A 22,177-nucleotide genomic window follows, 5' to 3' on the forward strand; every position below is an offset into this window, starting at 1 on the left:
ATGAAACGACTTGTAATTCTAGGAGGCGGAGAGAGTGGTGTTGGTACAGCACTTTTAGGAAAATCGGAAGGATACGATGTGTTTGTTTCAGATAATAAAAAAATAAAAGAAACGTATAAAAACGTTCTTATACAGAATGAGATTGAATGGGAAGAAGCACAGCATACAGAGAGTAAAATCTTAAATGCTGACTTGGTAATGAAAAGTCCTGGTATTCCTGATAAAGTTGCTTTAGTTCAAAAAATATTAGCAGAAAAAATCCCTGTAATTTCAGAGATTGAATTTGCTTCAAAATTTACAAAAGCAACCTTAGTGGGTATTACGGGTAGTAATGGGAAAACTACTACTGCTACACTAACGCATCATATTTTAAAGCAGCAACTTCATGTTGGATTAGCAGGAAATATTGGCGATAGTTTTGCGAAACAGGTTTTAGAAGAGAATTACGATAATTATGTGTTAGAGATTAGCAGTTTTCAGTTAGATGGCTGTGTTGATTTTAAACCACATATTGCGGTGATTACAAATATTACACCAGATCATTTAGATCGTTATAATTATGATTTTGAGCAATATGTTGCTTCAAAATTCAGAATTGCAATGGCTCAAACTAGTAGCGATTATTTAATTTTTGATGGCGACGATGTTGTTATCACAGATTGGTTAAAACGATATCCAGTTCAATCAACATTATTACCATTTTCATTAGAAAAACCTATTGAAAACGGTGCGTGTTTGGACCAGGATAACATTAAAATAACAATTGATAATAATCAAATTATTATGCCAACAAAAGATATTGCTCTAGAGGGCAAACATAATATAAAAAATGCCATGGCAGCGTCTACTGTTTCTCATTTGCTTAGAATTAGAAAGCAAACGATAAGAGAGAGTTTACAGAGCTTTCAAGGTGTTGAGCATCGCTTAGAGCATGTCCTTAAAATAAATAAGGTGTTGTATATAAACGATTCTAAAGCAACGAATGTTAATGCAACTTATTTCGCTTTAGAAAGTATGGATGCGCCAACGGTTTGGATTGTTGGTGGTGTAGATAAAGGAAATGCTTATAGCGAGTTGTTTCAGTTTGTAAACGAAAAAGTGAAAGCTATTATTTGTTTAGGAACAGATAATACAAAGTTATTAGAAAATTTTAGCTCAATGGTTGATGTTATTAAGGAAACTCAATCTATGAGTGAAGCTGTGCAAATGGCATATAAATTAGCAGATTCAGGTGATAATGTATTGTTATCTCCGGCATGTGCAAGTTTTGATTTATTTGAAAATTACGAAGATAGAGGGCGTCAATTTAAAGATGCTGTAAGACAGTTATAATGAAAAAGATTATTGAAAACATAAAAGGAGATCGACTAATATGGGCTATTGTGGCGCTATTGGCGATATTTTCATTCCTTCCGGTTTACAGTGCAGCCAGTAACTTGGCTAACATTGGGGGCAGTGGTGCTTTTTCGTTTTTAATAAAACATTTAGTGCATTTAATTTTAGGATTTGCACTTATTTATGGTATTCACAAAGTGCCTTATCGTTATTTTAGAGGTATTTCAATGGTGATGATTCCAGTGGTGGTGGTGTTGTTGGTTATTACTATGTTTCAAGGTACCACAATTGCTGGTGCAAATGCGAGTCGTTGGATACGTATCCCTGTAGTAGGTGTATCTTTTCAGACTTCTACTTTAGCTTCTGTAGTGTTAATGGTATATGTGGCAAGGTATTTGTCTAAAATATATGAACAAAAAGTTTCTTTTAAAGAGACGGTAATATTTTTGTGGCTTCCTGTATTTTTTGTGCTGATTTTAATTTTACCAGCCAACTTTTCAACAACAGCCATCATTTTTACTATGGTGATGATGTTAGCGTTTATAGGGGGTTATCCCTTAAAATATTTGGCTGTTATTATAAGCTCAGGTATTGTTGCGTTATTGATGTTTATCTTGGTCGCTAAAGCCTTTCCTGATGCTATGCCAAATCGTGTGGATACTTGGATGAGTCGTATTGAAAACTTTTCAAATGGAGCAGATACTGATGCAGATTATCAAATTGAAAAAGCAAAAATAGCTATTGCTTCAGGTGGAATAAAAGGTGTAGGTCCAGGGAAAAGTGTTCAGAAGAACTTTTTGCCGCAGTCATCTTCCGATTTTATTTTCGCCATTATTATAGAAGAATACGGGTTAATAGGTGGTGTCTGTTTATTGATACTCTATTCTTGGTTTTTATTCCGAATTGTTATTGTCTCTCAAAAGGCAGATACTGTATTTGGTAAATTATTAGTGTTAGGAGTGGGATTACCCATTGTATTTCAGGCTTTAATAAATATGGCGGTTGCCGTAGAGTTATTTCCAGTAACGGGGCAAACTTTACCGCTTATAAGTAGTGGAGGAACATCTATATGGATGACTTGTTTATCTATAGGGATTATCCTTAGTGTAAGTGCTAAACGTGAAGAGATTAAGGAACAGGAACATGTGGATGATAATCCTTTAGAAATTTTAAGTGAAACAATTTAATGAGTAATTATAAAATTATATTATCTGGTGGCGGTACAGGAGGACATATCTATCCTGCAATTGCTATTGCGAACGAATTAAAATTGCGTTATCCTGATGCTGAATTTTTATTTGTAGGAGCAAAAGACCGTATGGAAATGGAAAAAGTTCCAGAAGCAGGTTATGAAATTGAAGGTTTATGGATTTCTGGAATTCAACGAAAATTAACACTTAAAAATTTAGTGTTTCCATTTAAGTTGCTCTGTTCATTATTACGTGCTCGTAAAATTATAAAAAGCTTTAAACCCGATGTTGTTATTGGTACAGGCGGTTTTGCTAGTGGTCCATTATTGCAAATGGCAACATCAAAAGGGATACCTAGTTTGATACAGGAGCAAAATTCGTTTCCAGGGATTACTAATAAGATCTTAGGTCGAAAAGTAGATACTATTTGTGTCGCGTATGATGGTTTGGAACGTTTTTTTCCGAAGGAAAAATTAATAAAAACAGGTAATCCAATACGTCAAGATTTATTAGAGTTAGATGACAAACAAATTTTAGCCAAAGACAATTATAAGTTGCGTCATGGTAAATACACCCTTTTAGTTTTAGGAGGTAGTTTGGGATCTAAACGTATTAATGAGCTTATAGAAAAAGAATTAGATTTTATACATGCGCAAAATGTGCAAATTATATGGCAATGCGGAAAACTGTATTATAATCAATATAAAACATACAATGCCTTGGAAAACGTACAGGTATATCCGTTTTTAAATACTATGGATATGGCGTATTCTGCTGCCGATGTGATTATATCACGCGCAGGAGCAAGTTCGGTATCAGAGTTATGTGTGGTGGGGAAACCAGTTATTTTTATTCCTTCACCAAATGTTTCTGAAGATCATCAAACTAAGAATGCCTTGGCAGTGAGCTCAAAAAATGCAGCCTTATTAATTAAGGAAGCAGATTTAGATGTTGATTTTGAAAATCAATTTTCAGAACTTATTAATTCTGTTGAAAAACAAAAAGAGTTAGGTGCAAACATCAAGAAATTAGCCTTGGTAAATGCCACAAAAGATATTGTAAACGAAGTCGAAAAATTAGTGCAGAAATAAATGAATTTAAATCATATACATAACGTTTATTTTATAGGCATTGGAGGTATCGGGATGAGTGCTTTGGCGCGTTATTTTAAGGCCAACCAAAAGCGTGTATCTGGTTATGATAAAACAGCTACCGAAATCACAAATTCTCTTGAGGATTTGGGAATATCTGTAGGTTTTATTGACGCTATTTCTGCAATTGATTCAGACTTTATGATCCCTTCGGAGACTTTAGTCGTATATACACCAGCGGTACCAAATACGCATGTTCAGCTTAATTATTTTAAGACTCATGGGTTCAGTGTTTTAAAGCGATCGGAGGTTTTAGGCGCAATTACTAAACACACGTATTGTTTGGCAGTTGCGGGTACACATGGAAAAACAACTACTACAAGTATTTTAGGACACTTGTTGTATGTATGTAATGAAGAGGTTACTGCATTTTTAGGAGGAATTAGTCAGAATTATGATTCTAATTTAATTTTAAATGGTACCAAAGTTTCTGTAGTAGAAGCCGATGAATTTGATAGATCGTTCTTAACTTTGTCGCCCGATTTGGCATGCATCACCTCAATGGATGCAGACCACTTGGATATTTACGGTGAAGCTGAAGAACTTGAGAAGTCGTTTGTAGAGTTCTCAAAACGTATAAAACCTAACGGAAAACTGTTTGTTAAAAACGGATTGCCTTTGCAGGGAATTACTTACGGTATAGAAGATGATGCTGATTATTCAGTACAAAATATAAAAATAGAAGACGGGACTTATGTGTTTGATGTCAAAACACCATATACTGTTCTTAAAGGATTCAAATTTAACCTACCTGGTAGACATAACTTGTCTAATGCATTAATTGCATTGGCCATGGCTTTAGAGTATGGTTGCTCTTCTGAGCAGCTTGTTGATGCATTAGCATCTTACAAAGGAGTTAAACGACGATTTACCTATCATATAAAAACAGAAGATCTTGTGCTAATTGATGATTATGCACATCATCCAGAAGAACTAAAAGCCGTACATCAAGCTGTAAGAGAGATGTATCCAGGTAAAAAAGTGTTAGCCGTATTTCAGCCACACTTGTATACTAGAACACGCGATTTTGCCGATGAATTTGCAGCACAATTATCGTGTTTTGATAGTGTATTGCTGTTAGATATTTATCCCGCAAGAGAATTGCCAATTGCAGGAGTAGATGCGCAATTGTTATTAGATAAAATGACTTTAGAGTCTAAGAAATTGGTTCAGAAAGCTGAATTGATTTCAGAAATAAAAAAATCAGATGCACCAATTATATTAATTATGGGTGCAGGAGATATTGGAGTAGAAGTAAAATTAATAAAAGACGCGTTACAAATTGAAGCTTAACTGGAGCTATATAAAAATTGGATTACTACTTGTATTAGTAGTGTTTCTTTATGCTTTTTCGTCAGCTAGAAATTCAGTAAGAAAAGTATCAAAACCTATAGTGAATTTTGTAGGTGAGGATAACTTATTTATTACGCATGAAGCTGTTAGTAAATTGTTGATACAAAGTCAAGAAACAGTTGCTAATAAACGGAAAGATATTATAGATTTGTACGGTTTAGAGAACGCCTTAAATTCTAACGCGATAATTAAGCAAGCGCAAGTGTATCTGAGTGTTACAGGAAACATTGTTGCAGAGGTTGAACAAAAGCAACCTATCGCAAGAGTGCGTACTAATGCTTCTTATTATATTGATAGAGATGGGGGCGCAATGCCGCTATCAAAAAACTATACAGCTAGAGTGCCTTTGGTTACAGGATCTGTATTGAAAAATGATTTAAAAAACGTATATCAAATTGCTCAAAAAGTAGCCGATGATGCGTTTTTAAATTCACATGTTGTAGAGATTCATCAAAATGAAAATGCAACGATTGATTTGAAATTTAGATTACATGATTTTAATATCCACTTAGGGTCTTTAAATCTGTTAGATAAGAAAATAAATAATCTTAAAGCTTTTTACCAAAAAGCTTATAAAGATAAAACATTGGATAGTTACAGTGTAGTGAATTTGAAGTTTGATAACCAGGTTATCTGTACAAAAAAGTAAGGGATGGAAAATAATAAGATTTCAGTAGGATTAGACATTGGAACCACAAAAATTGTGGCGATGATTGGTCGTGAAAATGAATATGGAAAAGCCGAAATATTAGGCGTTGGAAAATCTAAAAGTTTGGGTGTACACCGCGGGGTGGTTAATAATATCACACAAACTATACAATCCATCCAACAAGCTGTACAACAAGCTGAAGAAGAAGCTGGTTTAAAAATAGAATGTGTCACTGTAGGTATTGCAGGTCAGCATATACGCAGTTTACAACATAATGATTATGTGACCCGTTCAAATTCTGAAATGGTGATTGATGAAAGTGATATTGAAACTTTAATCAATCAAGTTCATAAATTGGTAATGTTACCAGGAGAAGAAATTATTCATGTTTTACCACAAGAATATAAAATAGATGGTCAAGGTGAAATAAAAGAACCTATTGGAATGTATGGAGGACGTTTGGAAGCCAATTTTCATATTGTTGTTGGGCAAATACCATCAATAAGAAATATAGGGCGCTGTGTGATTAGTTCTGGTTTAAAATTAGGAGGTATTACCTTAGAGCCTTTAGCATCTGCAAATGCCGTACTAAGTCAAGAAGAAAAAGAAGCCGGTATTGCTTTAATTGATATAGGAGGAGGAACCACAGACTTAGCCATTTTTAAAGATGGTATAATTCGTCATACTGCAGTGATTCCTTTTGGAGGAAATGTGATTACTGATGATATTAAAGAAGGTTGTTCAATTATTGAACGACAAGCCGAATTATTAAAGGTTAAATTTGGTTCAGCATGGCCTGGAGAAAATAAAGATAATGAGATTGTATCTATTCCAGGATTACGCGGTAGAGATCCAAAAGAGATTACGTTGAAAAATCTATCAATGATCATACATGCCCGTGTTAGAGAAATTGTAGAGCAAGTTTTTGTAGAAATAAAAAACTACGGACACGAAGAACAGAAGAAAAAATTAATAGGAGGAATTGTTTTAACCGGAGGAGGCGCACAGCTTAAACATTTAAAACAACTTGTAGAATATATCACAGGAATGGATACTCGAATAGGGTTTCCTAATGAGCATCTTGCAGGTAATAGTGACGAAGAGATTGCAAGTCCGTTATACGCTACAGCCGTAGGTTTAGTTATGGACGATATTAAACGTCAAGAGCGTGAATGTGTTAAAGAAGCGGTTGTTGAAGAAGTTCCAGAAGTTGAAGAAGCCCCTCACCTTGTTGAAACGCCCCCAGAGACCGTTGAACCGGCACCTGAGAACGTTAAAAAGAAAGCACCTAAGCTCACCTTTTTAGAGAAGCTAACACAAGGTGTTAAAGATTTCTTAGACAACGCAGAATAAGAGTATAATAAAAAGAATAAGTAAGATTAAAATATATAAATCAGTAAAGAACTAATTATGAGCAACAATAACGAATTAGGGAATATTGCATTCGATTTACCAAAAAACCAGTCTAACGTCATTAAGGTGATAGGTGTTGGTGGAGGTGGTAGTAACGCTATTAACCACATGTTCTCGCAAGGGATAAAAGGAGTAGATTTTGTAGTCTGTAATACAGACTCTCAAGCGTTACAAAGTAGTAGCGTTCCAAATAAAATTCAATTAGGAGTTAACCTAACCGAAGGATTAGGAGCAGGAGCAAACCCAGAAGTGGGAGAGCAAGCCGCTTTGGAGAGTAGAGAAGATATAAGACGTATGTTGGATACTAATACCAAAATGGTATTTATCACAGCAGGAATGGGAGGAGGTACCGGTACAGGTGCAGCGCCAGTTATAGCTAAAATGGCCAAAGAGATGGATATTTTAACTGTAGGTATTGTTACTATGCCGTTTCAGTTTGAAGGACGTACTCGTAATGGACAAGCACAACAAGGAATTGAGAAATTACGTAGCCATGTTGACTCGTTAGTTGTTATAAACAATAACAAATTAAGAGAAGTTTATGGTAATTTAGGTTTTAAAGCAGGCTTCTCAAAAGCAGATGAAGTTTTAGCTACCGCTTCTCGAGGTATAGCAGAAGTTATTACACATCACTATACACAAAATATTGATTTACGTGATGCTAAGACCGTATTAAGTAATAGCGGTACTGCTATTATGGGGTCTGCTACAGCGTCAGGAGAAACTAGAGCTGCTGAAGCGATTAAGAATGCTTTAGATTCACCATTATTAAACGATAATAAAATTACTGGAGCCAAAAACGTACTGTTGCTTATCGTTTCTGGACCTCTTGAAATTACTATCGATGAGATTGGTGAAATTAATGATCACATTCAAAATGAAGCAGGTCATAGTGCTAATATTATTATGGGAGTTGGTGATGATGATACCTTAGAAGATGCTATTTCTGTAACAATCATAGCTACGGGTTTTGATTTAGATCAGCAAGATGAAATTTCTAATACCGAAGCTGTAAAAGTCGTTCACTCTTTAGAAAACGAGATTGGAAAAGTAAAAAATGTAAGCATACATAACCCTGCGCCAACACATAAAGCAGTTGCTGTACCTACAGCACCAGCCTCAGAGGTTGTACGTCATACTTTATCGTTAGATGATACACCAAAAGCAGAAGCTCAAACGGTGATGGATATTATACCAACATCAGCATCACTTAAAGGTATAGATGTAGCGTATGATGAGGTTTTAAATAGTAAAGAAGTTGCTGAAGAGGATGATTTTGTTATTACTTCAGTAGATGATGCGCCAGGACATGTTGAAACTCCTGTTGAACAAGAAGAACAAATTACCTTAACTTTTGATATGCCTATAAACGCGCCAATTTCAGAAGTACAAGCGCCAAAAACAGACGCTAAAACGCATTTCAATTTGAATGAAGGTGTTCATGCTATTGAAGTTAATGATCCTGTAGAAGTGACTACAGCCCCTCAAGCTCAAGTTAGCGGTACTAACGAAAAACGTTATGCTTTAGGTGATTATATGGAGGTTGAATCTTCTGTTTTAGAGCAAAAAGCACCTGTTGAAGCGGTAGAGGAGATTGAAGAGGTTGAGGAAGCTATTGTTTTTGAAAGAAAAACAGTGGCCGCAGCACCTGTTGATGACAGTCCAAGTCAAGAGATTGATCCTATGCACACGCCACTTTCTGAATTATTAAAAGAAAGAGCCGATGAGCGTCGTCGTAAAATGAAAGACTTTAATTACAAGTTTAATACCGCAAAAATTGATGAGATTGAACGTCAACCCGCTTATAAAAGACAAGGATTAAGTTTAGATAATACTCCGCATTCTTCAGATACATCTGCATCAAGATTGTCTGTAGGAACCGATGATAATGATGATATTCAATTAAGAAGAAATAATTCATATTTACATGATAATGTAGATTAAACACTATATCACTATTAATTTATACACCCGAGTTACTCATTGAGTTTCTCGGGTGTCTTTTTTTTATATAATTAAAAATTACAAGGCATAATAGTTATATGTTGTCCGTAAAGAATCTTAAATTTCTTAGTATATTTGGCGCATACAACCAAGATTTTAAGTTATGAGTTTACAACAAGATATTATGACTGCTATGAAAGCAGCAATGAAAGCTAAAGATCAAACCGCTTTAGCAGCTTTAAGAGCTGTGAAGTCTGAGTTATTATTAGCTCAAACTGAAACAGGCACTAAAGAAGAGATTAGCGAAGACCAAGAAATAAAAATATTATCAAAGCTTGTAAAACAACGTAAGGATAGTGCTTCTATTTTCTCAGAACAAAACCGTGAAGATTTAGCAGAGCCAGAATTAGCACAAGCAGCAATTATCAGTCAGTTTTTACCAGAACAATTAAGTGAAGCCGCTGTTGAAGCAGTTGTTGTGGCTACTATTGCTCAAGTAGGAGCAGAAGGTATGAAAGATATGGGTAAAGTTATGGGGCTTGTTAATCAACAATTAGCCGGTAAAACCGATGGTAAAACTATTTCGACTATTGTAAAAGCGAAATTGTCTTAAATATATGATTAAAGATTCCTGTCTTTTCAGGAATTAAGGCTGCGTAGTTCAACTGGATAGAATATCAGATTTCGGCTCTGAGGGTTGGGGGTTCGAATCCCTTCGCGGTCACTAAGTTAAAAAATATTCAGGCGGAAAGTTTGGGGAATACCCTTAACTTTCTGTTTGGTTGTGTTTTAAGTGGTTTTTTTGTTTTTTAAACGAAAGAAATATTTGAATTAAACTACCCAAAGAACTACCCAAAGAAAAATACTGGGAACTTTACTAAGAAAGTAATTATTAAAGATGATTACATAAAGGAGGATGGAACAGCAGCTTTATACATTCAAGTCTTCTTGAATAAGAAGCGTTAATTCCGAAAGTGGCTCAATTTTTTATTCAGTTCAGATTGCACAAACTTGTTGAAATTCCGACTGAGTAAAATTCAAGAGTTGAGTGAGTATTCAATTCCGACGTTTTATTTCAACACTTTTAAATTCAGAATTTGATTATTTTTTTTTGCATACTATTCGGATTTCATGCTTTGTTTAAGCGAAATCATAAGGGATTTTTCATATCTATTATTATTTATATAACTTACTGTTTTACTTTAATAAGATTAGGATTATAGAGATTACAAAAAGACCAAAACATAGAAATAGAAATTTAAATATGGTTTTGTTATTATCTATTAATTTCTTTTCTACTTCGTTCAATGCACCCAAAAATTCATTGTCTGAAAATGCATTTCGAGTTAACATTGTTCCGAAACTATGTTTTTTATAAAGTTCAGGTTTTGTCCTATTAACAGAAACAGACAGTTTGTGAATGTTCATTCCATAATTCAGTAATCCAAATAGCCCTATAGCCCAAAATATTATAGGTCCACAAGCAGCAATTTTCTTACTGAAAAAGATTAGAATAGTAATTTCCGCTATTATTCCAAATGTAATAATTGTGGTATATAATTTATTCATTCTTATTTTTCGCGTTATTAGTGCCAACGGTTTTGTGTATGGTTAGTTGCTTGGTTAAGCAACTAATTTAGCAAATAAATTACAGATAGAATATTCCGCAGGAATGTTCGTAAGTCGGCAGTGACCAAGCAATTAATTATACACGGTGTTGTGTAGATAACACTTTGTATGTATTGATTTTATTGACTTAAACAAGAATTAATTAAAAAAGGTACAACATAGGTAAAACTTTTTAAACTGTAAAATAGAGAAGAAAATATAGTGATCTATAAGCATAAAAAAACCGTTACAAATATACTGTAACGGTTTCTTTTTGAATGTATTTATGCTTAAAGTTATTAAGCTGCCGTACCAGAGCCTAAATACACGCTGTTTGATACTTGTGTTCCATCAGCAGAAACAAATGCCATAAACAGCTCTACTGTATCACCTGCATAGGTGTTTGGTATTGTAACTACTTGAGAACCTACTGTTCTATCAGCACCGTCTAAAATGTACATCGATTCTTTTTTACTTGGGTTGTAAACCAATACCATTGATTTATCTGTTAGGTTTGCATTACCTTCAGCAGAGTTATCATCCCAAGCAAAAGAAACTTGTCCTGCTGTTGCTAAATCTGTTGTTGCATTTAATGCTCCAGATAATGAACCTCTACTTAATAAAGCATTAGCATAATCTACCGTAAAGTTTGGTGCAATACCTCCTACTGCATTATTCAACACGTAAGACATTGCAGCATTAAACTCCGTTTTCTTGTTCGCAAATGCCTTATAACCAATTTTAATAAAGCCTTTGTTTGCTTGCAAGTACTCCAATGTAATAGTAAATTTATTACGTTGATTTACTTGTCCTTCTGTTCGTGGATTCGCCACGCTTGATGGCTTGATTCTTAAATAATCAATACCTTTCCAACTACCACCAATTACGTTACCTACTTTTCCTGATAACCCTCCTAAAATTCCCTGTGCAATTTTACCCATTACTATTTAAATTTAAAATTAATACTCGTTCGGATTTGGTACGGACTTGATATTGCTTTTAAACTTTGTTTACTCTTCTAATATAACTAAAATAATGCCATTTTGTTACTGTTTTAAGGCTTTACGATACCTTTGCGTTAGGCTTCTTTCGTTTGCATCAAGTTGAAACAATTACGTATATATGCGACCTTTAAAACTGCCATTTTATCAATGACATTTTGTAACTCCTTTTCTTTTTTACTGATAACCTCAACCGCTTTAATATGTTTTTGCATTATATCCTCTGCATTAGAATTTGATTTTAAACTATTTTTAAGGGTTTTTCTGCAATCATGTATTGAGATAAACGGAATAACACTTCCTTTTAAATAATAAGCGTAAAAACCGCCTATTTGTAGCATCATAGATAAATGAAAAAGTGTGTTTTTCTCTTTTTCGGTTGAAGTAGTAACTACAAAACAATTAGGACAAGGATTTGAGAGCGGTTTTCCGCTGTTTAAACCTTTGTTTAGGATGAAAAAATGAGGGTTTGAGTAAGTTTTTCCTGTACGGTGTGTTTTCAGTTCAAAAGTTGACATAGCTATCCAATTTAAAATTGCTCGCTACGCTTCGCTACATTATTTTTTTTGAAAAGAATAAAAAGATAGCCATAGTTGTTGTGGCGTGGGTAAGGCTGTCAAGGTTTTTGGATAAAAGTTTTTTGAGTTAAAATGTTTAATGAAAAAGAAAAAAGTTTGTGAAAAAAGTTTTATTCAAAACCCGTAGGGCTTGACCTTTACAGGCTTGTGCGGCTGGCAGAGGAAGCCACATATATTTGCTACCTTTTTTTATTTTAATTCTATAAATGCGAATATTACTATAATTATCAGCATAACTATTGTAAAAACTTTTGTTGTATATGAATCGTCGCCTTCAGGATTTTCAATTTCATTACCGTTTTCATCTATATTTTTAGGAAAGAATAAATCAAATAAATCTTCAATCATTTTCTTCATTCTATAAATTTAACTTTTCTGGGGAATTAACACTTAAAAAAATAGGTTTTAATCTTTTACTGTGCGGTGGATGAAGCGTTTGTATGGGTATTGGTTTAAATAGTTGTTTGATAAAACAGCATTTAAATTAATACTTATACAGGACTTTTAGACGATAGCTTTTTGTTTTTTTGAGGCACGAGAAAAAGCAATATGCTATGGCGTAGTACTAACTTTCTTAAACCTATTTTTTTATATCCTATTTCTTGGGTGGTGGGGAAAAGTGGTCTTTAATATTTGTTAGTGAAATGAAACAAACAAAGACTTGAGTTAAGGAATACTTGGACTTAATGATGGTTTTGTGCAGTTGAATGAGATAACGAATATTATTTTCAATTATCTTAATCCTTTAATTGTTCAACTGTTTAATGTTTGTTCAGAATGTTGTTATATGTTCGGATTTGAGCGTTGGATAAGCGGATATTTAGCTCGTATCTTTTTTATTTTAAATTAATGTACTCGTGAATATCGACTTATAATGTTTATTACACTTGACCAAGGGCAAAGGCTAGCCGATATTTTACATAATAGCAGTTATAGCGACGAAAATATAATAAAACGCCGTAGGCAACCTTTGAAAGGATTTTTGCTCCTATAACTTCTATTATGTAACTTAGCTTTGGGTTGGTTTTGTGGCGGAATAGTTGTTTTGAGCGTTGGCAATAGCTCTTTGCTTTTTTATTGTACCAATTTATTAAAATAGATAAGTTTAAATAAAACAAGCAATGTGCTATTATAGCGTTGGCTACAACTATTATGACATAAAACCAACTATGCGGTGGTGCGCGGAACAACACAAAAGACAGAGGATTTTTACTTTTTCGTAAAAAACTGGGTTTTGGGTTGTGTGGAATTAATATGACCGTCTTACTAACTTAAATTTTGTATCGCTTTAAGTACTTCCGAAAAGCATTGATTAATAGCTACAATATTATTTTCAATTACATCCTTTTCTTCTGAGTAATACTTGATATTTTCCTCTGTGCGTAAATCATCAAACAAATCTTCAAAACTATCTAATTGCTCTTCTAAACTATCAATACAAGTACAATCCTTTTCAAAAGCATTAAAAATATTTTTAATAAAACCTACCTGATGCACAATATCTTGACTAAAACCAGATAAAGTTTCTAAAGGCACTTTTGTATCTAAGCTAATAACTTTTGCTAAAGTTGAAAATTTAGTCCAACAAGTATCTAATTTACTTTCTAAAAAAGCATATTGATTTTGATTTTTATTGTTTTTGTTTTGAATATTATCTGCTATAAATAAACCGATACCTAATCCTAAAACACCCAATACCAATGAAGGTACATCAAGCTCTTTTTTTATTTCAAAATAATGAAATCTTGTAGCAATAAAACATATTAATACGCCTGAAAAAAACGCAATTAATAAAAGCCATTTATTTTTTTTCCATTGCATAAACACCTTTTTTTATACGTTCGATATATTTGGGTACTTCATTAGAAACAATTACTAACCTATCCCAAACAGCATCTGCACCAAAAGCACCACCGAGTAAGCGAAAAGCCTCGTTTAAAAAAGATGTAGTATAACCATTTGAACCATCTAAAATAACCTTGAGTTTTACATTTGTTTTTAAGGCTTCTTCAAATCTCTCTTTTAATAGTTTATCATAAAATTCTTGTCCTGAATTAGGGCCATCATCATAAGTACGCCAACCTGGTGTCTTTGTGAAATCGTTAGGTATATCTATTATTATCATAATTATGCAAAAAATGCTGGTGTACAGCTGTTATTTACTCTCCAGAAATAATATGTTCCTGAAAAAGGAACTTTTATTTCCTCAAATTTTTTCTTATCAAAGTCTAAATAGACATTATTAGTAATAACTACTAAGTTAGTAATTATATTGTCTGTATACAATTCGTATATTGTAGGCAATCCTTCACCGCGCCAAGGTAAACCTGTTTGAGATGCTATACCATTCTTATATGCATTCTCTAATACTGTAGCGTCACTCTTAAAATGATCTTTTACTTTCTGCCAATTGTTATCTTCATAATATTTTTTAATAATACCAACACCATTATCTACAAATGAAAATTTAACTGTATTATCCTTTTCAATATGTGATACACCTAAATGCCAAGAAACACTATTATCCGTTTGAAAAGCGTGGTCGCAAGAATTACGCAACATTTCACCAATTACACCAAACAACTGAGGACAACGCCCTGACACACCCCAAACCGTTTCCATAGCCTGTGGCATTGCAGGCTCTAATTCTTCTTGCGAGGTGGTAATATCACCTGTATGAATAATTATGTTCTTTGTTTTCAAATTCTCTGGTGATACATAACCACGCATATACTTGAAAAAGCCTGACATTTCTAATTTATTCCTTGCTATTGTATTTGATGGTTTCTCACCTTTTAAAGCTATACCTGCGTTAGTAAGTTCTTTCATAACAGAAAGAAGCATAGCTATAGCTCCTTCACCAATATCAGTTACTTTATGTAATCTTATATTTATAATATCTTCAGACTTACCTAATTCTTTTAAAAGACTTATAAATCTAAGGACATCTTCAGAATAACCTAATTGTAAGGTAAGTTTTTCTGGTGCATTAACTTCAGCATATTTACTAAAGTATTTACGCTTTTGTTTTAGTTTAGTCTGAGCTATCCTATTCTTTTTCTTTTTTTCTTTTCTACGCTTTTTACGTCTTTCTTCTTTGAGTAAACGATTTTGGGTAAAAGCTTTATTTGATTTGGTGTTTTTCAATAAATTGTATGGAATAAATATTATAACTAAATTGTTTTTTCAAAATCATCACATAATTGGTTTACTATGTCTTCGGTTTCTTTGATAAAGAATTGACCTAATAATTTACGGTTTCTTCTTATGTACTTTTTATAAATAATTTCGAAGTCTTTGTAAATTTCATCTTCATCAAAAGCGGTTTTGGTACTTTTCATTTTAGCAATTACTCTTGTACCTTCTTTATTTACATACTCGAAAAAGGCTTCTATCTTATGTTCAAAATCCAATATTAAAGCTTCAATTTCCTCTTCTTCTTCATTACGTTTTTCTATTACTGCTAATATATCGAACTTATATTGTTTACCATATTCTCCTCCTGGTTCACTTACACCTGTTTTAGATTTTTCTTTCTTTTCAACTTCTTCAGGTGGTGCTACAATTCCTATTCTATTATCAAAATATACTTCAACATCATCTATTAACTCTGTTGTACCTGTTAATGAGTTATACAGCACACTGAATCTATACCAAAACTCTGTAAAATGCTCTTCGCTATATTTTTCATCTATCTCTATAACAAACGCTATTAAGTTTAGAATTTTAAAATATTTATTGATACTTTGTTTTAACTTTTTAGCTTCTTCTGGTTGCTTTCTTACTAATTCTGTTACTGCACTTTCAAAATTAAGAATAGCAGATATATCTTTTTTATCGCCTAATTGATATGTTTTAAACAGCTTAAAATGTGCTTTAAAAATATCTACTTGTTTTAGGTTTTCATAAATCTCTTGTAATAATTGCTCTTGACCTAAAGGATCAAAATCACTTACGACTACATTACTAAAATGCTCAAACGCTTGTTTTATGTTATTTACGTTTACATTTTTATATGATAAATCTATAATCTTACAATCCTTTTTATATTTACCTGCTGTACGGTTTACTCTTGAAATAGTTTGTATTGCGTTAATACCTCTTATTTCTTTATCTAAGAATAAAGTATGCAATTTAGGTTCATCGAAACCAGTTTGTAATTTATCTACTACTATTATTAAACCATTCTTTTTAAGTGCAAAATTCTGTAACACTTTGGCTTCTGACAAACCACCGTTTAAGGTTGTTGCGCTCTCGTATTTCTGACCATCTGAACTGTACACAATATAAATAGGCGCATCTTTAAATCGTTCGTGTTTTTTCTCTGCAACTAACTCGCTATAATATTGCTGTATGTATTTACGATATTTAATCGCTGCTTTAATAGAAGATGCTGCAAACATTGCTTTTGCTGTACCTCTAATATTATGATATACTGCTGATACTAATCGTTTTGCTACAAACTTTGAAATCGCTTCTATACGTTCTTCATCTTCGTATATTTTCTTTTTACTAATTCTGTATTTTTTACCATTAGCATCAACTCCTGAATCTGGATTGTCTGGCATTTCTCTATAATAACCAGTATCTCCTTCAAAACCTTCTGTTGCATCGTCTGGCTTTTCAAAATACATTTTAGCAGATACAGGAACAATACCTTTTATTGGGTTTAAAATATAGCCATCTTCAATAGCTTCTTTCATTGTGTAACTATCAAACGGAACCCATATTTTTTCGGCTTCTGCATATTTGTTATACTCTCCAAAACGTGCTAATGTCACATCACTTGGTGTTGCTGTAAAACCTATAATTAAGTTTTTCTTATTGTATGTTTTCTTGTATTCTTTATTAGTATCGAAACTGTTTTGTAATTCATCAAATAACGATACCATTTCTTCGTGTTGTTGACCACTATTAGAACGGTGTATTTCATCAATTAAAAAAGCAATACGCATAGCGGATAACTTTTGTACTACTTCATCATCTAAAAACTCTCTAATTGAATTGAACTTTTGAAGATTGACTACTACTATACGTTTGTCTGTATTTAGAGCTTCTAAAAAAGACTTTTTACTATTGGCTTCTATGAACATACTATTCGCAATGTTCATATTATACATTTTACTATCTAATTGGTCTCTTAACTGCACTCTATCTACAACCAACATTATTTTATCGTAGACAAACTCATCATTTTTACGTAAATCTTTCAGCATTAAAGAAGTCCAACCTATAATATTACTTTTACCAAAACCTGCTGCGTATTGTAAGAGTAAGGAATAGACGTTTTTATTATTTTGATACTTCTGCCTTTTAGTAATTAACTCTTCTATTTGAGTAGCTCCTAAGCCTTTATCGGTTAGTTGCTGACGTAGTTTATTGATAAAATAATCTGGCTCGTCTTCGTGTTCTAAAAACTCATCTATTTTATTGATGATTTTATCTGCTCCAAACTTTTGTTTTGGTCTTGGCGCAATTAATCTACCATCGTTATGCTTATATCCTTTTTGTTTTCCCTTATCTTCTTTTACTAATTCTCGTTCAATAAAGTTATAATAGAGTATTTCACGCTCTATCATTTTTTTACCGTACAAAGCCTTAAAGACTTCTTCAAAACGTTGTTGTTTATTAGCTTCTGGATTAGTTAAAGGATAAGATTTTAAACCATCATTAACATTGGCTTTGTACTTATCAAAATCAAACGAATTGTCTTCTACCTTAGCTTTAATTTCATCAAACTGATTGGAAATATTTCTGATGATAAAGGTATCTTGAACATCTGTAGTTGTAATGTGTATGGCTTTCTCGAATATCTTTAAAAAATCTTTACGTATAGTTTGTGAAACATCATTACCCTCTGCAATAGTTAAATAATTGGTTACTGCTTTTTGATAATCATTGGCTATTTTTATTTTACCGTCTTTATGCGCGCTTTGGTTATTGTAGTTAGATTTTAATTCTGAATAGCCTAAAAATATACCGTTTAAGAAAAAGGTAATATCTGGACGAAAACTAAATTGTGTTTTGCCTTGATGCTTGTATATGTATGGTAATTCTTGTACTACAGAAAATTGATTTTCGTTAAATAATGTATCTCCGTGTGTTATACTACCGCTTGGATAAAACAAATTGACTTTAACACCCTTAAACGTGATAGATTGATTACTACCAATAAACAAAGCCATATTTTTAGACTTACCAATACGCTCGTTTAATTCTTCTTGAAACTCTTGTAATAATTGCTTTTCGTTATTATCGAACTTTTTTAAGAGTTTACGGTATGCTGTTTTATTTAGTGTTGTTTCGCTTATAAAGTATTTTAAATCTTCTACTACAAAATGTAATTTAGATACTGTATTTGCTTTTACTTCTTTGTATTGTAACCCATCTGCACGATTGGTAAAGAAGTTCATTAAGTATTTGTCTTGTAGTATTAATTCGTCCATAATTATGCGCTTACTTTTACTTTACCTGTTACTACTTCGTTTATTAATGTTTTACGCAACTCTTTTAAGGTGATAATTTGAGTTTCTATGTTTTTTACAATTTTATCTATATTGCTTGTTTTAGTATCTAAATAATCTGCTATTTGTTGTTGTTCTTTTATTGGTGGTAATTGAATATAGAAGTTTTCAATTTGTGTTTTACTTATATTCTCTTGAGCACTACCTCCACATAATAAATCAATATAATCTTTAAAAATCTGTGATTTAATAATTTGAAATAAGAATAAATTATTAATGCTTTTTTTAGTTCTTATTATACCAACACGTTGATTTAATAAAGCTTTTCTCTCACTATTATATATTGAGTTTTTACCAATAGTAGCACCAGTCATTGCTACTAAAATATCATTTTCTACTATTAATGCGTCTTTAGCTAATTTTAAATATTTAGAATCTACATATCTGCATTTTTCAAAATCCATATCATTTGAAATATTACTAATTCTAATAATTGGTACACCTTTATCAATATATTCCTTTGAATTAAAAGCATAACCATTAATAAACTTAGATAAATCTTTCAATCTCTTAACTTCCCAATGCTTTGGAATTTCACCTATCCAATCAATACCGCTATCTTTTAATTTTACAGTTTTATCTATACCTTTGGTAACTGTTTCATTAATTAACGTTTTACGGTAGGCTTTGTAGTGTTTTATTTTTTGCTGCAATAAGTTTACTTTTTTGTCTATTGCAATCGTTTTAGCATCTAAATAATTGGCTATTTGGGTTTGTTCTTTTAATGGTGGATAACAAAAATCAATACGCCCTAAGATAGCCATTGGTAGATTAGGTTGTGCTGAAGTAACTGCATAAAGCCAAATTAAACTTTGAAAACAACTACTATTAATATAATAATACTTATAGCGTAATGACTCTTTTTTTTCTTCGTTTTTTAATCTCAAAAAACAAACAGCTTGATTAGTATTTGCAGGTAATTGAGATTCTTCAATTACAGCAATTTTTCCTGTAGTCGCACCTGCTATAACCAAAAGCAAATCATTAGCCTCTAATTGAGACCTTTTTAATATCTCATTAGTCTCTTTGCTAATAAAAAAAAATGGTTTACTTACAACTTTTCCATTTGAATTTACGTTTTGAGCTTTAACAAATCGAACTCCTGTATTTGTGTAAGCTTCTCCCTCAGTGCTTGGTGTTGTACCTTTAGAAATGATTTTAGTTAAATCCTTAACTCTTCTAAATTGCCAATTTTTTGGAATTTGATTTAACCAAGCTACTCCTGAATCTTTATACTCGTTATATTTTTCCATTAAATCGCTAATTCTTTTTCAAGGTTTAACAAATCATCTTCTAAGTTTTGTAAATCGGTAGTAATCTCTACTAAAGAACGTAACTCTTCTGGTTTATAGAATACCTTATTAAAGTTAATTTCTACACCTATAGTGTTTTCTATATATCTAAACGGTTTTGTAATATATTTTGCCATAAAACTGGCAATATTTTGTTGGTTGTCTTCTACTGTTGGTGCATATGGTATTATCTCGTAATCTTTCTCGTAATCTGGCGTTAACTCTGTTGTAATTACTATAGATGCTTCTTTAGTTTTTGTTGCTTTTTTATACGATGCTTTGATTACTATTTTACCATTACCTAAGGCTGTTTTATTATCTTTCGTTTCTTCTATAATAGTTTCCTTATCAGAATCAAAATAATAACTTGTTTTGGCTGTAGTTACTTTTAAATCTGCTTCTTTATAGTCTAAATTAGCTATTAAAGGTTTTAATTCATCATTAAAATAGGTTAACAAAGAGTTGTGTTTTTTAGCATCAAAGGTTTTAATTTCAAAGTCTGTTATTTCTATAGTTTCCTCTTCTGTAACTTGCGTTATTTTAGTAGGATTTAATTTTATAGATTTTGCTCTAATTTCTTCTCCTTCTTTATTCTTTTTAACAGGTAATACGCTTTCAAAGGTTTTTCCGTTTTCATCTACATTAGTTAGCATTATAGCTTGTTTGTTAAAATAGAAATGCCATTTATCAAATACCTTTGCGTATTCAGTATCTTCAAAATTAGTTAAGGCTTCAACAATAGTTTTTCTATTATCTAATACCATTTCTTTACGCTTTTTACCTTTACTTTTCTTTAAAGGTTCGTAAAAGTCGCTACCATCAATTAAGATTACTTTGTCTTTACGTGCTCCTGCTTTATTTTTATTGAAAATCCATAAATAGGTGTAAATACCTGTATTGAAAAATTCATCGGTAGGCATTTGTATAATAGCTTCTACCCAATCATTATCAAAGAAATATTTACGAATATTACTTTCGCCACTTCCTGCATCTCCACTAAATAATGTAGAACCATTATGCACTACAACTGACAAACCTTTAGCGTCTAATTGAGATAAAATATGCTGTGTAAATAAAAATTGCCCATCTGAAATGGATGGTAAAGCGTGAAAACGTTCTGTTGTATCGTTTACTATATCTTTTTTATAACCTTTCCAATCTACACCATAAGGCGGATTAGCTACAATTACATCGAACTGTTTTTCTATAAATGAAATATTGGTTAATGTGTTACCATAACGAATATCTGAATCTGTACGGAAACGACTTTCTATTTTTGCTAATGCGTATAAGCTATCACTCCAATCCTCACCGTAAGTTTTTGTTGGTCTGTTATAACTTTTTTGAATAATATCTTCTACACCAAAAAGTAAGTTTCCACCACCACACGTTGGGTCGTATATGGTTAAAAATTCTCCATTATCCTCTGTTTTAGATAGGATAATTTCAGTAATTAATGCTATAATATCGTCAGGTGTATATTGTTCTCCAGCAGTTTCAGCAGAAATGTCTGCCCATTTCCGTTTTATGTGTTCTTCTAATGTTGTTATATCAGAGTTATTGTAAGGTGTTAAATCTACCTCACTCCATTTTTTAACAGTATCAAAAAGGATGTTCTTTTTACGTAATTGTCCGCTAAGTCCTGATATATCTAAATACTTTTCTTCTGTATTCCCTCTATCTACACCAAGAAGTTCTTTTGTTTCTGGGTCAAATGCTTTTAAGTAGGTATCAAAATCATTAATAAATGTTGTATCGTTTTTACAGATGTCTGCTAAGGTTTTTTGATTCTTTACTATTATTTCATTATACCCGATTTTAGAATCTTTAAACTCTTCTAAGAAATCGTTAATATCTTCTATATCATCAATAGAATCTACTCCTAAATCTTTTAGTATTTCTTTAGAATGACGCACCAACCTGCTCTCTAACATCATTAATGCAAAATATGGCATCATATATTTAGGGAAATCTGATTGTTTTATACCTGCACCAATTAAAAGGTCGGCAGTAGACCATACTTTAGATTCGTATTGTAGTATATTTTGGCTCATTGATAGTTTTGTCTTTAATCGTTAAAAATATAAATATATATTGGTTAAATAATAAGGATTTCCTCATTTACTTTTTACCCCTGTT

General features: G+C 32.3%; 18 protein-coding genes and 1 tRNA gene. 9 read left to right on the plus strand and 10 right to left on the minus strand.

From position 1 onward, the window contains the following. The 9 genes from murD to ACU4C5_RS07560 all read left to right on the plus strand — a co-directional run bounded on the left by murD (position 1) and on the right by ACU4C5_RS07560 (position 9,759). Entirely contained in the window at positions 1-1,332 is a 1,332-nt protein-coding gene (gene murD / locus ACU4C5_RS07520) for a UDP-N-acetylmuramoyl-L-alanine--D-glutamate ligase (RefSeq protein WP_446843577.1), read from the plus strand. Then, entirely contained in the window at positions 1,332-2,522 is a 1,191-nt protein-coding gene (locus tag ACU4C5_RS07525; RefSeq protein ID WP_446843578.1) for an FtsW/RodA/SpoVE family cell cycle protein, read from the plus strand. Before murD ends, ACU4C5_RS07525 begins: the two co-directional genes overlap by 1 nt. After that, a complete protein-coding gene (murG, locus tag ACU4C5_RS07530) occupies positions 2,522-3,616 on the plus strand; it encodes an undecaprenyldiphospho-muramoylpentapeptide beta-N-acetylglucosaminyltransferase (protein ID WP_446843579.1) in 1,095 nt (364 codons plus the stop codon). Before ACU4C5_RS07525 ends, murG begins: the two co-directional genes overlap by 1 nt. After that, positions 3,617-4,969: a UDP-N-acetylmuramate--L-alanine ligase gene (gene murC / locus ACU4C5_RS07535; RefSeq protein ID WP_446843580.1), complete on the plus strand. Its 1,353-nt coding sequence runs from the start codon at positions 3,617-3,619 to the stop codon at positions 4,967-4,969. Beyond that, positions 4,959-5,678 (plus strand): cell division protein FtsQ/DivIB, encoded by a 720-nt coding sequence (locus tag ACU4C5_RS07540; protein ID WP_446843581.1) that lies wholly within the window; start codon positions 4,959-4,961, stop codon positions 5,676-5,678. Before murC ends, ACU4C5_RS07540 begins: the two co-directional genes overlap by 11 nt. Before the next feature lie 3 nt (positions 5,679-5,681). Further along, the gene (gene ftsA, locus ACU4C5_RS07545) at positions 5,682-7,031 is read left to right on the plus strand and encodes a cell division protein FtsA (protein ID WP_446843582.1); all 1,350 of its coding nucleotides are present in this window, start codon (positions 5,682-5,684) and stop codon (positions 7,029-7,031) included. A gap of 57 nt (positions 7,032-7,088) precedes the next feature. Then, positions 7,089-9,035, plus strand: coding sequence for a cell division protein FtsZ (gene ftsZ, locus ACU4C5_RS07550; protein WP_446843583.1), 1,947 nt, complete (start codon positions 7,089-7,091; stop codon positions 9,033-9,035). Between the two features lie 163 nt (positions 9,036-9,198). Next, positions 9,199-9,648: a GatB/YqeY domain-containing protein gene (locus ACU4C5_RS07555; RefSeq protein WP_446843584.1), complete on the plus strand. Its 450-nt coding sequence runs from the start codon at positions 9,199-9,201 to the stop codon at positions 9,646-9,648. Positions 9,649-9,685: 37 nt separating this feature from the next. Continuing rightward, positions 9,686-9,759 (plus strand) — tRNA-Arg (locus ACU4C5_RS07560). 473 nt (positions 9,760-10,232) lie between these two features. On the opposite strand, the gene ACU4C5_RS07565 is transcribed toward ACU4C5_RS07560, so the two are convergent. From ACU4C5_RS07565 to ACU4C5_RS07610, 10 genes are all read right to left on the minus strand, one after another. After that, entirely contained in the window at positions 10,233-10,604 is a 372-nt protein-coding gene (locus ACU4C5_RS07565; RefSeq protein WP_446843585.1) for a hypothetical protein, read from the minus strand. A gap of 338 nt (positions 10,605-10,942) precedes the next feature. Beyond that, positions 10,943-11,584 carry a DUF6266 family protein gene (locus ACU4C5_RS07570; RefSeq protein WP_446843586.1) on the minus strand — a complete coding sequence of 214 codons (642 nt, stop codon included), beginning with the start codon at positions 11,582-11,584 and terminating at the stop codon, positions 10,943-10,945. A gap of 137 nt (positions 11,585-11,721) precedes the next feature. After that, a complete protein-coding gene (locus ACU4C5_RS07575; protein WP_446843587.1) occupies positions 11,722-12,162 on the minus strand; it encodes a DUF6943 family protein in 441 nt (146 codons plus the stop codon). Between the two features lie 249 nt (positions 12,163-12,411). Then, complete coding sequence (locus ACU4C5_RS07580; protein WP_446843588.1) at positions 12,412-12,579, minus strand: hypothetical protein; 168 nt, start codon at positions 12,577-12,579, stop codon at positions 12,412-12,414. Positions 12,580-13,488: 909 nt separating this feature from the next. Then, positions 13,489-14,043 (minus strand): hypothetical protein, encoded by a 555-nt coding sequence (locus ACU4C5_RS07585; protein ID WP_446843589.1) that lies wholly within the window; start codon positions 14,041-14,043, stop codon positions 13,489-13,491. Then, positions 14,024-14,347, minus strand: coding sequence for an STAS-like domain-containing protein (locus ACU4C5_RS07590; RefSeq protein ID WP_446843590.1), 324 nt, complete (start codon positions 14,345-14,347; stop codon positions 14,024-14,026). Before ACU4C5_RS07590 ends, ACU4C5_RS07585 begins: the two co-directional genes overlap by 20 nt. A gap of 2 nt (positions 14,348-14,349) precedes the next feature. After that, positions 14,350-15,369: a hypothetical protein gene (locus tag ACU4C5_RS07595; RefSeq protein WP_446843591.1), complete on the minus strand. Its 1,020-nt coding sequence runs from the start codon at positions 15,367-15,369 to the stop codon at positions 14,350-14,352. A 26-nt stretch (positions 15,370-15,395) separates the two neighbouring features. Beyond that, the gene (locus ACU4C5_RS07600; RefSeq protein WP_446843592.1) at positions 15,396-18,668 is read right to left on the minus strand and encodes a DEAD/DEAH box helicase family protein; all 3,273 of its coding nucleotides are present in this window, start codon (positions 18,666-18,668) and stop codon (positions 15,396-15,398) included. A 2-nt stretch (positions 18,669-18,670) separates the two neighbouring features. After that, positions 18,671-19,999, minus strand: a complete 1,329-nt coding sequence (locus ACU4C5_RS07605; protein WP_446843593.1) for a restriction endonuclease subunit S — start codon at positions 19,997-19,999, stop codon at positions 18,671-18,673. Continuing rightward, on the minus strand, positions 19,999-22,092 hold the full coding sequence (locus tag ACU4C5_RS07610; RefSeq protein WP_446843594.1) for an HsdM family class I SAM-dependent methyltransferase: 2,094 nt from the start codon (positions 22,090-22,092) through the stop codon (positions 19,999-20,001). Before ACU4C5_RS07610 ends, ACU4C5_RS07605 begins: the two co-directional genes overlap by 1 nt. Between the last annotated feature and the right edge of the window lie 85 nt (positions 22,093-22,177).

The organism is Lacinutrix undariae (genome assembly GCF_052934785.1).